Raw genomic sequence first — 13,437 nt, 5'->3', positions numbered from 1 at the left:
TCACCCAGCCGACGTATGCATTTGATTCAACGCGTACACATTATAGTAATTGGGGATATTCAAATCCGCGTAGTAATCGATCACGGCATAGAAGCCGTTGGCTTCGAAGATATTCTCGAGCCTGCTAATCTGCTCTCCGTCCAGTCCGTGTACCTCCATTACAATTTGCTTGATTTTTCCCCAATCTTCCGGATGGATGCCTTCCAGCACCTCGAACTCACTTTTTTCCACGTCGATTTTGAGCAGATCAATTTGGTTTAAATCGTAATAGCGAATCATTTCGGATATCGTAGTTAGCTTGCAACGATAGATTTGTTCATTCAGAAGCTTCGGCGACATAAGATGATCGACAAAGCGGTTTAGCATTCGCGGGTCGGCAAAATCATCTCCGTAATGGTTGATTAACCCATATCGGAGATCTTGATCGTGGTTCTCCCGGTATTTGATCTGGACAGAATCCGTAGACATCGTAGGAAAATAAGCAAACTCCGCTTCCTTGATCTCATTGGAAAGCCCAACATTAACCGTCGTTACGTGAGGCAGCGAACTCGTATTCATCTTCAAGAGATTAAACGTCGGAGGCAGTGGCTCAAAGGCATATACCTTGCAGTTGCTCTTGCTGCTGACATATAGGCTGAACATGCCGATATTAGCCCCAACGTCCATGACCGTGCCATGATCCGGGAGCGTAATACCGTGCTTGAAATACATCTCCTTGTGGAAAATCTCGTTGTAGAGGAACTCGGTCTCGCCTTCGTTGTTTTGATAAATTTCAATCCCGTTGTGCAGTCGTTTTTTGGCGATGGCCTCTGTCTGCAACGGATGACGCTCATGCTCCGTCCTGCTCATTCGATTCACCTTCTCAACAATTTGTTTTTTGGGCATTTCTCTAACTGCTGGCGCTTTCATAGCGCTTGACAGCCAGCTTCCAGAACAGCCTGACCACTATAAGCGATATAACAGGAGCTGCAAAAATCCATATCCCAAGGAACAAGTCCAATCGATCGATCAAATAAACCGACGGCATGTTGGTGATGAATAAGATCGGCACGACATACAGCCCTAATCTCCGCAGCCATTTGGGGTATATGTACATCGGCATATTGTTTAAATCCCAACATTTGTCGAGTATTTCGAAGATCGAACCGGACTTCACCGTCCAGAAGGCAAGAATTTGCGGAAGAAGAAGCACCGAATAGGTCACGATCGTGCTACTCAAGATCACGCCGATATATCCGGCCACGTGGATCAAGCTTGGCTCGATATCAAGACGCCGCCAAGCCAGTACGATCATCGTGATCCCGGCGACCAGGTTCGGGATCGGAAACGCGAAGTTAACGTGCCGGAATGAAATCATGAACTGAAGCGATAGCGGCTTCGTCATATACAAGTCCAGCGTCCCGTTGCGGATATGACCGGCGAATCTATAAAAGTTATCCATAAACAGTCCTGTATAGATTGCGATCATAATCGTATAGGTCCCGGTGAAGATCATCATCTGGTCAGGAGAAATGCCATTGATTTCGATCCCGAGCTGGAAAACGAACAAAATATAGATCAGCTTGGAAAACAGAAATACGGTCTCCATGATCAAACCGGAGTAGAAATTCGCTTTGTATTCCATGTAACCGACCAAGCTGTTCTTTGCGAAAATAAAGAACATACGTACATGCTTCCGAAACTCCGTCAAGCTGATACTCACAGATTTAACCTCCAACGGCTACATATTTCCTCATCCCGGAATCCCATGACAACTTGGAAATCATCATAAGCGCAACTACCCAGACCGCCTGTAAGAGAAGCCCGCGCACGATTTCATGAATCGTCAAGCTCCCATTGATGATGTTAACCGGGAAGAATACGACATATTGAAACGGTAAGTAGCTGGAGATTCTAGCAAACGTATCTCCGAAAATATTAAGCGGAAAGATGGCGCCACTGAGCAGGTAGACGCCTTGGTTGAACGCGATATAAACGCCCCAAACCTCAGTAATGATGAACGCGAGAGCACTAATCGAATAAAAAAGCAGGAAGTTGATGAGCAGTCCGAACAAAATGCTGACCAAGAACATAACGATCTGCACCCCTCTAAGCTGAAACTCCCAAACCTGAGTAAATACGATCATCAGTATGACGAATAAAATAAGGACGACCCCAGTCTGAACCGTTTTCCCACCGAAAAAATTGCATAGCCGATAGCTGAAATAATGAATGGGCTGAGCGATAAATTTGCTCAGTCCACCCGTCTTGATATCATTCGCGATTTCCCCTTCGAAGCCGGCAGAAACCAGCTTGGAGACGACGCCGGACAACACGGAATAAATGATTATTTGAGAATAAGAATAGCCGTTAATGATTTCTTGCGGCGAACTTCGAAACACGGCCGTCCAAAGGAAGCATTGGACGAGAATGATGAAGCCGCCGCTGATGATACTCATCAAGAAATCGGTCCGATATTCCATCGCATTCTGAAGTGCAAGGATGTACGTCCTTTTATACTTCTGCAAGGCTTTCATGTCTGACCCCATCTTTCTGATACAAGCTTTCGATTCCTCGCTCGACAGGTATATCTTCAATTGTGAAATCAAGGATAGGGAACCGGTCCAGCATCATCTTGGACAGCCGCTGAAGGTCATGCTTATCGATCTCCATAACGGCATTCATGCCGTCATGTTGCATGATATTACCATAGTCGCTTAGCGCTTGCCTCGGCACTTCGTCCGTAAATTGCAGCTTGATGATCTTTTTTGCATGAAACAGCTCATTCACACGCCGAAGATCGCCGTCGTATACAATCTTCCCTTGGTTGATAATGATCGTTCGTTTGCATAGATCCTCAATATCCGCCATGTAGTGGCTTGTCAGAATGACCGTTACTTTCGACTGCTGGTTATAATACTTCAGGAACTCCCGAATGCGCTTTTGCGAAATCAGATCGAGTCCGATTGTAGGCTCATCCAAGAAAATCACCTTGGGCCGGTGAATGAGCGACGCAATTAGCTCCATCTTCATCCGTTCCCCCAGTGAGAGCCTCCGCACCTGAATGTTGAGCAGGTCTTTTACGTCAAGCATCTCCGTAAGCTCATCCAGTACAAGGCTGTAGGGCTTATCCTCGACCTCATAGATGCATTTGTTCAGGTACAACGATTCGTTCGCCGGTAAATCCCACCATAACTGCGATTTCTGCCCCATCACAATCGAGAACTGCATCTTGAATTCTTTCTTTCGTTCCCAAGGGACATAGCCTAATACATTCGCCTGCCCGCTTGTCGGATACAAGATGCCAGACAGCATCTTAAGCGTAGTTGTTTTGCCGGAACCGTTCGGGCCTAAAAATCCGACCATCTCACCTTGCTCGATTACAAGTGATATTTCGCTAACCGCTTCTTTAATCAGTGATTTCCGCTTCACTAAATTTTTCAGCGATTTTTTGAAGCCCAATTCTTTCTCGTAGTAATTGAAGCTTTTGGATAAGCGTTCCACTTGGATAATGCTCACTGGTGCACCTCATTTATGCTAATGTAGAATAGTTAAACACCGTGCAAATGCAAGACACTGCACTTGGAACATGCCGGTGTCAGTCGTTCGTCCATCATTTCCCTTATCCTTCTGTAGGTCATGCTGTGCCATAATTCCTGTACGGACGTTTCATTTAATTTTCCGATCTCGAACTCCTTGAAAAATTTGCACGCGACAATCGTTCCATCGGGCGTAATATCCATCCGGTTCGAGAGAGCCAGGCACTTCTTGTTCATCGTGCCTTTACCCCTCACCTCTTTGCCGAGCACAAAATCTTCGATCTGGTCATGATCCAGATTCGGCTGGTAACGCAACCGCATTTTCCAGACCCGACTATTCACCCGATCCAACTCGCTCATTAAAGCAGGGATACGCTCCGGATCGAGCTTGTAGTTAAAGGCGTGCCAGCTTCGTTCGCCCTTGTGCTCGCTCGCCGGAAGGAAGTCGAACTTCTGGTCAAAGTAATCGTCCATTCCCTGCGTGCATTCGTCCGAAATGTACCACGGGAAGCAGACCATGACCATATCTACGCCAACGCCCTCTAGAAAGTCCAGCAGCTCGTAAAGCTTGTCGGTCATACCATCGTTAACGACGGTATGAATCGTGATTTTGCCCCTGAATCGGTTTTCCTTGCGCAGCTCGACTAGCATCCGAATAGCATCTATTGCCTTGTTGAACACCCCTTTGCCGCGAAGCGCATCATTCTCTTCTTCGAATCCATCAAGCGCAATAAGCAGCTCCAGATTGTCGGAAATTTTCAGCAAGGCGTCCAGCTTTCGCTCAATCAGCATCGCGTTCGTGCAGATCGTCGTCTCGCGGGGATGAGCTTCAAGCAAATCGGCCAAACGGTCGAAATGACTGTATACGAGCGGCTCACCGCCCCAAATATAGAGTCTCGACTTGGCTGGCTCCGTCTCGAGAATCAGTTTCTCCAGCAGCCCGTAGTCGAGCTGTTCCCGTTGCTGCTCCGGTGTCATGTAGTGATGGTAGCCGGTGTCGTTCCATTGATAGCAATGCTTGCAGCGCAAGTTACATTGGTTCGTCAGTTTAATTCCGACCGACTCTGGCAACGGTGTCGCGTAACCCGCTATTTTCTCCATGTTCCGCTTTGTTTCCACCGTATTCTTGATGGTACGCTTCAATATTTGCAAATCCTTCGGGGAATGCTTAATCTCTGATTTCGGATTCATATCAACACAACCTTCTTAAACGTATTAGGTCATTCTCATGAATCAGTAGATATAATACCTTGAACAAGCCGTACAAATCGGAAGCATATTTTTTTTCATATACGCGCGATAATCTTTGTACTTGTCACTACTCCAGATATCCAGCAAACTCTCTTCGTTCACGTTGCCGAAGGTCAAATCATAGAAGGCGTGGCAGGGCGAAACGTCGCCCCTTGCTGTAATCTCCGCATAAACCCATGGAAGGGAGCACCGATTTCGTTTATCAGCCATCTGATGGAATTGTCCCGAGAAATAGTTGCTCAAATTTTGTTCATCTATCGTCTTCGGATAGGTGATCACATGGATGCGATTTTTCAAGCAATACTCTTTAACATTATTGAGCTGTCTCGTCAATTCCGGAATATCGATCTGGCTGAACGAACTGGTATCCCGCCACACCATCCCCTTGGCATAAGGAGCTTCATGCACGTCGAATTTTTCACTAAGAACCTCCACATATTGGTCATACTGCTCTTCCGTTGCATAAAGCTGCACTTCCATACTGATATGGTCCAGCATCGACAAGTCGATATGCTTAAAGAAAAATTCCTCGACGTACATATAGTTCAAGGGCGTAATGATAAAGGATACACCCATCTTCGGAAATTGCTTGCCTTTGCTTTCCCGAAGCTCATAGAGCTTCTCGATCCCCTTGATTACTTTCTTGAAAACGCCTTTGCCCCTCTGCCTGTCGTTGATTTCCTCAGGGCCGTCGAGCGACATCCAGATCTTATTGGGAGCAGTCTCGACAAGCATCTCAGCATGTTGCTCGAGCAATGTGCCGTTCGTGGGGAAGTCCGCTATGCCTCCATAATGATTGATCATGGCGAGAATGTCGCTCAGCCAAGGGTACATCAGCGGTTCCCCGCCGAAGAAATCGTAATACGGCTTGCCCGGGCTGCACTCGACGATGATCTTTTTGATCAGCTCCGGATCCAACTGCGCTAACGTTTTTTTGCTTTTGTAGGGTCCTTCGAGGCCCCACTCATAGCACATCTTGCATCGTAAATTGCACTCCTCCAACAGCTGCATGACGATCCATCTTGGATAGCTTGTCGTATTTTGGGCGACACTCAATTTGTTTACGCTCATCGCATAACCCCTTCTGCCATTGAAATCTTACCCCTTCATTAACGCAACTCTTGCACAATAATGATCCACATAATTTATCCGTTCTCCGGGTCTGTTCATGATCGCTTGATGCATCTCCTTAAGGACCTCTACGGAAAAATCCATCTCCCGCCACTTCTCATAGCGTATTCCGAACCCAAGCGACTCCCACAATTCCAAATTGCTAAGCTCGTGACTTCCGAACGGCTCCAGCAGAATAAGAGGGGTTGCGGATGCAAGCGAGTCGATTAATGTGCCTGCTCCCGGCTTGGCCACAATAGCCATCGCCTCCGAAGCGACGTCGAATAACCAATGATGATAACCCTTAGCGGCGTATGAATTCGTGTCTTCTCCCGCTATTTCAATGTATGGCGGAAACTCGTGCAGGCCGCTCTCGCTCTTCACCCATGCACACCATTTTGGATCGTTCATCCAATATCGGTGATCGGGATCAGGCTTCGCTTCCTTCCAATCGTAAGCTACGATATCAAGCCCATAGCTATGGCCGACAAGCTCTGGAACTTTACTTTGATAGGTGCCCATCCCCCAGCCGCCGCCATGAACAACAAGCCTCCGCTTCCTCGAGTCGAAGGGCAGCGGCGTACTATGCAGAACCGGGATTTCGCATCGAATCTCCATCTTGTCGGTGTCATAGAGACAGGCATTGTAATAATACTCGTCATAGCGAGGATGAAATTTCTTCAGGCTCTTCCAAGACGGGGCCAGATCCGAATCGACATAGAGCAGGTCTACATGAATTTGATTCGGTAGCATCTTCTCCCTGTACAAATCCAGTATGTAGACCCAGTGTCCGGATAGCGATATGAATTCGTACCGTTCTTCCGCCTTCCACGCCTCCAGCAATAGCTCGACCTGGGCATAATCAATGCTGCCCCGGATATCCATCGGCATTCGGGCTGATAAATTGGCAAGTGCGAAATTATTGTGGTAAGCCTTCCTGCTGTCTGCAATATGATCCATCTTGTCTTGCTCCAAATAGCTTTCGAACACGAGCACTTCCGTCGCGATATCCCTTTTCTCGAAATCGCTTGCAGCTAATAGGCCGGGAATATAAAAACCTAGACCGAAACCCGAGCATAGAATCGTTACTTTCCTCTTGCTCATAAAATCTCTTCCTCCATTCATGGCTTCAAGCGCTTCGGACTGCATCAGCGGGCGATCTTGAAGGATAACGAGGAAAGCACCTCCTTAACCTTAGTGGTTAATCGTTCGTTATCCCAGTCCCCCTCGATTAACGAATAATACAATCTGCCTTTCACCTGCTTATTCCGGATCCCCTTACATTCGCTGACGACTTTGTTAATAAGGAGCGTATTCGCGCTTAACGGTAAAATGCCGTACCCTCGATTAGGCTTATATAGAACACCTTCGCGGTCCAGCGATTCCAGCAATTGATCGAAAGGTACATCGCATGCAAACTGTAAAGTCGCATGCGTCATGCTCCCGGCCGTATCATGCTTCTTCAGGTATCGGTCAACGTAATGCTTGATCAGACTCATTGATCTTCTTGCATTCACCTCAACAATTGGAACGATGCGGCCATCTGTCAACAGCATAGAATCGACGCATACGTCGCCGTGATAACCCGACTGGTAAAGCTCGCGAGCCGCACGTTTCATTACATCAAAATACTCCGCTTCCTGCAGCTTATGAAGCAGCCTATCGTCGGCTGTATAGGAGCCTTGGTAAGCGAAATTGTGATTGACCAATTGCTGCACTGAGATATGTCGGTAAGTACCGTCCGAATCGATGTGAAATTGGCAAGAAAAATCCAACTCCTTGCGGAGGAACGGCTCAATAATAAACCGAACCGTTTTTCCCTTGCTGTACTGATCGGCGACATAGGAGGTGACTCGCTGCAAAATCGTTTCCGACTCGATCAGCAAGTTCCCTTTCCCGGATACCCCAAACTCATCTTTGATCAGGAAGGGTCCTTGATTCAGTAAAGTCAAGCCGCTTGCCAGCAGCTCTTCGTGAGAATAGACTGTCTGGCTGTCACACCGAAGATCAAGGCGACGATTTAATTCGGTTGAGTACAGCTTCGAATTGACAGTCTGAACCGTTTTAATGTCTGGAAAACCCTGCTCCAGCCCGTAACGCGCTGCAGTACGATCCGCCCCCGGAATGACGGCAAAGGGCGACAACCGAGCGCCGTCCAGCGAGTGTAGATCTATTTCACCCATTCGATCGGCTGATGTGAGCAGGTCGAATATATTGGCGGTTCTGCCTGCGCTTCCTCCATCAGGACTCTCGAGATCAGTTGAATTGGAAAGAAATTTAAATCCGATCTCATGCAAATACTCTTTATGGCAAACGTTCATTCGATAGCGAGTAATGAGCCTATCCTGCGCCTCACAAAATGGAAAGAGCAGCTCATCCATGGCCATCACGACATTCTCCATTTCAGGATCGGAAAACGACGGCAGTTTGGCTAGATTAGGGTCGCGCCAGAAGCGTTCCGCGTCAAATGTTCCGATAATGAGCTCGAACTTGCGTCTATCGTTCATACAGATGCCGTCTTCTGTAGCTCCGTGATATAATTGCAGAAGGTTGTGACCGACTCCATAAGATTGAAGTCGAATTGCTCAAAATCGATTTCAATACCGAAACGCTCTTCCACCTTTAATACGAAAGTAATTAGCTGTAATGAGTCCAATCCCCCGTCTTCCATAATGTTGGAATGCTCGTTCAAGCTGTTTGCCAGCTCAGCGTCGTCCTTGATTTCGCTTATCATCACTATAATCTGTTCTTGCATAAGTACCTCCCGTTTAATGGGTATATTGACCCTGATAATAATGGATCGTTCTAGTGAGTGCATCATGCAAACTTATCGCCGGTTCCCAGTCCATAATCGTCCTTGAAATGGTAATATCCGGCTTCCTTCTCCTCGGATCATCTTCTGGCAGCGGGAGAAACTCGATCTGCGCGTTGGACTTCATTAGCCACTTCAGTATTTGGGCGACCTCAAGTATGGTGACTTCCTCCGGATTCCCCAAATTGACTGGTTGTTCATACGTGGTGCTCATCAGTCTCACAATCCCTTCCAGCAAATCGTCAATATACTGAAAGCTTCTCGTTTGTCTGCCGTCGCCATAAATCGTAAGATTTTGCTTTGACATGATTTCATTAATGAAATTGGTAATGACGCGTCCGTCATTTAAATCCATCTTAGGGCCGAATGTATTAAATATCCGAATGACCCTAACCGGTATGCCGTATTTCCTATTCATCCAGTAGGTGATTGCCTCTGCATACCGCTTCGCTTCGTTGTAGCAGCTTCTTGCTCCAACCGAGTTCACGTTGCCATAGTAGCTTTCCGGCTGAGGGTGAACGGTTGGGTTGCCGTAGATCTCGCTTGTTGAGGCCAAGAAGAAAGCAGCCTGCTTTTCTTTGGCCAGATGCAGCAGATGCATCGTTCCTTCGCTGTTGACCCTCATCGTTTCGATCGGATAGGACAAATATTTGGGCGGGCTGGCAGGACTTGCGAAATGCATTACCCAATCGACAGGGCCTTCAATTGCGAGCGGATAAATGACGTCATGCTCAATAAACTTGAAATTTGGCGACCGTAGGAGATTGTCTATGTTGACAGTCGACCCGGTCAGAAAATTATCGACACCAATAACGGTATGGCCTTCCCGCAGCAGCCTCTCGGCAAGGTTGGAACCGATGAAGCCGGCGACTCCTGTTAATACAATGAATATTGTGATCCCCCCCTTGCTTAAGGTTTGTGAAACCACCATTAATTCAATCGGTAATCCAGCTAGATGATCGGATAATTAAGGATTGAAAACTCCTTAATAACCATTTTTTATATTTCCATACAGATATTATCATGAAAAACATGCATTCAGCACCCAATAAATTTATAGATATTACCTTGCAAATTATAGGTATTAAACAAATAGGAACTGTGTGTTGCTCCCAAACTAAACAGGTACGGCATTAATCAAAATATGTCGGTTTAAATGCCAAGATGCCAAGAGAGATTCTTGAAGTGAGTGGATTCGCTGTGGAGTTGTTAGGATTAAAGAGATTGAAGCAATGCGGATCGTTGGAAGACAAGAAGAATAAAAAGGCTAGCAGAAAACGGATAAAACCAACACAAGAACGACTGTTTGGAGCTTATTCAATAAGCTGTATAGCAAAGCTTATAATTCCAGCATCACTCCCCCCATATATACCTAGGTGTCCACCGGCTTCGGGTTGGGCTTCTACCCGATGCAATGTGACATATCCCCGGCTGACATCATCTGCTCCCTTGACGTTACTGAATGCCTACCTGCTTCAGCCACCGTTCAAGGAATATTGATTCTTCATTTTTAATATTCGTTATCAGCGTAAGTAAGCTTTCTAAAATACTCACATTCCTTGTCAAATTATATTTAAGCGCTACATTCACAAGTATCTTCGCCTTAACTTCAATTGATATGCATTCGTCTATATGCTCTTGATTTAATTTACTTAGATGCCGATTATCGTACAAATACTTGAGTCTTAACGTCATTATCTTCTTATGGTCATAAAGTAAATGAAAGGGTCTTTGATCAATTTTATCCTTTTTTTCCAATGTCTCTTTCACATAATTTAATAGCGTTGTGTATATTTGCGTGCCAAAGTCAAGATTTTCCCTATCGCCTCCATAGTTGAACATCTCCCAATATTCCGGCGTTTTATTAATGTAATAGTTTCTTATAGAATTTACTAAGGTATCTGCACTGTAATTATCCTGATATTGATCATTGAATTTATACAGATAAACCATTTCTCTTAAATAATCATGATTGGTTGTTAAATGATAAGTGTTGAAAGCACGATTGAAATCTGTAAATGATATTTCAGCTTGACTGTAAACTCCGTTCTTAAAAAAATCGGAAACATACAATATCTCTCTATTTAAATCATAACCATAAACAAATATGTCATGATGCAAATGGAGACTATTATATCGTTCGCTTAATGGCACGTAGAAATAATTCACCATTGTGTGGACATAATGATTTGAATTAATGTTTTCGATAATAAAATGAATAACAGAGTCCCATTTAGTTGTTACAGTATCTCTATGAATCTTTTGAGTAGTAATCCATTTGCATGCATCTGAAGGTCGCTGCTCATAAGTCAGAGGGAAATAAAAATCTCCCCAATTATGCTTATAATCTTTGTTAATATATAATTGAATATAATTATTAAATATCCATGGGTGTGCGCACTCGTAATGGGTAAGTATGGACAAGAGATGAGCATGTTGCGTATAGGTTGTAATCATCGGATAACTTATTGGCAATACTTCCCTACCTAATGTTGGAGTTGTATTCTTCAATTTTTCCGTTCACCCCTAGTTATCTTATTAAGTTGCTCATTTAGCAATAAACGCTTCGTACTTGCCCTGTCCAGTTTGCCTGTTTTTGTTTTTGGAATTTCATCTATAATCCTCCATTGTCTAGGCACTTTATACGACGATAAATGCAAGTTGCAATACTTTGTAAGCGCATCCATATCAACCGAGCATTCTTCAAAAACTTTCAGAAATGCGACGGGCACTTCGCCTAATAGATCATCGTGCACACCAACAATTATGACTTCCTCAACTTCTTTCAAGCCATATAAAAACTCTTCGATTTCTTCCGGGTAGATATTGATACCGCCGGATATAATGATATTTTTCTTTCTGCCCGTGATTATAAGACACCTTGATTCATTCCAATATCCCAAATCTCCTGTCTTTAACCAACCATTAACCATTGTATCGCTCGTTAACTCTGGGTTTTTGTAATAACCGAGCATCACATTTGGGCCCTTGACCCAAATTTCTCCGACAGCTGCTCCTTCAACCTCATTCTCTTCCTCGTCAACAAGTCGAATAGAAACGTCACTGATCGGTGATCCACAGGTTAAGCGACGGTCTCCCCGTTCCATCATGCTCACCCGCGGAGAAGCTTCTGTCAATCCATAGGTTTGAATAATGTCCGCTTTGGGAAATATGGTCTGAAGATGGTCTACTAATTTCGCGGGAATCGCCGCACCGCTAATTACAATAAATTCAATTGAATCAAAGGCACTCCAGTTTGTTGTCTGATGAAAGTCGGAAACAAAATGCATCAATTGCGTAGGCACCGCTGAGAATGCCGTGACCGCCTTATTCTGAAACAGTTTAAAAGCTGTGCGCGGCAGCAAGGGCAAGCTGATAAGTTTAATTCGCGTTCCATAAAGCATGCAAGAAATCAATTGCGTGACAATCGTAGAACTGAAATGAACGGGCATCGTTACAAGAAACGAATCTTGATCCGTATAACCCACCTTTTCGCCATGTGCCAACGCATTCGTTAATACATTTCTATGGGATAACATAACGATTTTAGATTTTCCGGTTGTTCCCGATGTAGGAAGGAGAATCGCACATTGATTGGGATCGGACTGATTCGTTAACGAGATCGCTTCAAACGCAGGCATCGGCTCTTGCGAAAAATCCTGAGCGGTTACCCAAGGAATGTCGCAATTTAAATGCGCAGGCTGTACATATTTGCTGATAACCAGTTTGGCGTCACTGGCATTTAAAATATTTTTTATCTCAGTTTTGGATGCCGAATAAGGCACCGGTACTAATACATAACCACAGAACTGAATGCCAAGCGCCGCCGTAATGAAAAAGGGCTCATTATTTGTATATAATGCAAGATGACTTCCAGACTCAAGATCAAAGTTCTTCTTTATGTATAAAGCAATCAAATATGCTTCTGACATTACCTCCGCGTAAGTCCATTGCTGCTTTAAATCTTGAACGATAATATGTTCTTTGCGATCACAAGCTTCCATAAATAAACGCTCAATGATGGTCATAATCTTCTCCTCTATATGATCTATCTAGCTCCGTTGCCATTTATGATATCGTTTTCTCGGTCAAATAATTAAGGATTAATCCAGCCGTGGAGAACTTTTCAAACAATAGATCCTCATCAGGGATCGTGATGTTAAACTTCGATTCCATTGAAACAATAAGCTTGATGAAGCCAACCGAGTCGATCCCTTGATCCAACAAATTGGTATCGTGATCATCTGGATACTCGATTTCAAGCTCAGCAAAAATTTCATCTTTCAAGATAAATTCAATTGATCGAGACATTATGTTTCCTCCGTTCGATAATCTTTAGAAAGGCTGGTTAGAGAGGATGGCATACATGGTGATTCGCACTGAAAGAGTTGTTTGCAGAGACGCTGCAATTTATGCTGGAGGCGGAATATGATACGGTGCAGAGCATGAAAAGCATGACGCGAAGAGTACAACGACGGAAATGCTCGAAGGTTACCATCGTCAACATCGCAAAGCCACTAAAGAAAAAAGCATTTTCCCAAGCGATGAAGCGCTTCTGAAAATGCTCTACATAAACTACGATGAATGTCACTCGTAAATGGACAGGGCGTGAACAAAACTGGGATTAAACACCCCATCACCTCTCCATTTTCTTCCTCGATGGTATCGAACAATATGGATTAAAGTTATGCTTCATGAAAGTATACACTAGTAGTTTTGCAGAACCTAATGCCTACTATATTTAAT

13 protein-coding genes and 1 pseudogene are annotated in these 13,437 nt (G+C 44.7%); 1 reads left to right on the top strand and 13 read right to left on the bottom strand.

Annotated features, from left to right (window positions below):
- The 13 genes from V5J77_RS12305 to V5J77_RS12245 all read right to left on the bottom strand — a co-directional run bounded on the left by V5J77_RS12305 (position 1) and on the right by V5J77_RS12245 (position 13,002).
- Entirely contained in the window at positions 1-885 is an 885-nt protein-coding gene (locus V5J77_RS12305) for an FkbM family methyltransferase (protein WP_338556172.1), read from the bottom strand.
- A gap of 4 nt (positions 886-889) precedes the next feature.
- Positions 890-1,702 (bottom strand): ABC-2 family transporter protein, encoded by an 813-nt coding sequence (locus V5J77_RS12300; RefSeq protein ID WP_338556170.1) that lies wholly within the window; start codon positions 1,700-1,702, stop codon positions 890-892.
- 4 nt (positions 1,703-1,706) lie between these two features.
- Positions 1,707-2,516, bottom strand: a complete 810-nt coding sequence (locus V5J77_RS12295; RefSeq protein WP_338556168.1) for an ABC-2 family transporter protein — start codon at positions 2,514-2,516, stop codon at positions 1,707-1,709.
- A complete protein-coding gene (locus V5J77_RS12290; RefSeq protein WP_338556166.1) occupies positions 2,494-3,498 on the bottom strand; it encodes an ATP-binding cassette domain-containing protein in 1,005 nt (334 codons plus the stop codon). Before V5J77_RS12290 ends, V5J77_RS12295 begins: the two co-directional genes overlap by 23 nt.
- Before the next feature lie 32 nt (positions 3,499-3,530).
- On the bottom strand, positions 3,531-4,709 hold the full coding sequence (locus V5J77_RS12285) for a radical SAM protein (protein ID WP_338556164.1): 1,179 nt from the start codon (positions 4,707-4,709) through the stop codon (positions 3,531-3,533).
- Positions 4,710-4,751: 42 nt separating this feature from the next.
- Positions 4,752-5,840, bottom strand: a complete 1,089-nt coding sequence (locus tag V5J77_RS12280; protein ID WP_338556162.1) for a radical SAM protein — start codon at positions 5,838-5,840, stop codon at positions 4,752-4,754.
- Positions 5,841-5,867: 27 nt separating this feature from the next.
- Positions 5,868-6,983, bottom strand: coding sequence for a UDP-glucuronosyltransferase (locus tag V5J77_RS12275; RefSeq protein ID WP_338556160.1), 1,116 nt, complete (start codon positions 6,981-6,983; stop codon positions 5,868-5,870).
- 44 nt (positions 6,984-7,027) lie between these two features.
- The gene (locus V5J77_RS12270) at positions 7,028-8,386 is read right to left on the bottom strand and encodes a hypothetical protein (protein WP_338556158.1); all 1,359 of its coding nucleotides are present in this window, start codon (positions 8,384-8,386) and stop codon (positions 7,028-7,030) included.
- Positions 8,383-8,634, bottom strand: coding sequence for an acyl carrier protein (locus V5J77_RS12265; protein WP_338556156.1), 252 nt, complete (start codon positions 8,632-8,634; stop codon positions 8,383-8,385). Before V5J77_RS12265 ends, V5J77_RS12270 begins: the two co-directional genes overlap by 4 nt.
- A 13-nt stretch (positions 8,635-8,647) precedes the next feature.
- Positions 8,648-9,622, bottom strand: a complete 975-nt coding sequence (locus V5J77_RS12260; protein WP_338556154.1) for an NAD-dependent epimerase/dehydratase family protein — start codon at positions 9,620-9,622, stop codon at positions 8,648-8,650.
- 524 nt (positions 9,623-10,146) lie between these two features.
- Entirely contained in the window at positions 10,147-11,202 is a 1,056-nt protein-coding gene (locus V5J77_RS12255; protein ID WP_338556152.1) for a hypothetical protein, read from the bottom strand.
- On the bottom strand, positions 11,199-12,719 hold the full coding sequence (locus tag V5J77_RS12250) for a class I adenylate-forming enzyme family protein (RefSeq protein WP_338556150.1): 1,521 nt from the start codon (positions 12,717-12,719) through the stop codon (positions 11,199-11,201). Before V5J77_RS12250 ends, V5J77_RS12255 begins: the two co-directional genes overlap by 4 nt.
- Positions 12,720-12,759: 40 nt before the next feature.
- The gene (locus V5J77_RS12245) at positions 12,760-13,002 is read right to left on the bottom strand and encodes an acyl carrier protein (RefSeq protein WP_338556148.1); all 243 of its coding nucleotides are present in this window, start codon (positions 13,000-13,002) and stop codon (positions 12,760-12,762) included.
- A gap of 160 nt (positions 13,003-13,162) precedes the next feature.
- Between V5J77_RS12245 and V5J77_RS12240 the strand changes: the two are divergent.
- Positions 13,163-13,319 (top strand): annotated as a pseudogene (locus V5J77_RS12240) (IS256 family transposase); the annotation flags it as partial.
- Positions 13,320-13,437: the final 118 nt, after the last annotated feature.

The organism is Paenibacillus sp. KS-LC4 (assembly GCF_036894955.1).
GTDB lineage: Bacteria > Bacillota > Bacilli > Paenibacillales > Paenibacillaceae > Pristimantibacillus.
This window is presented reverse-complemented; position numbering and strand designations above follow the sequence as displayed.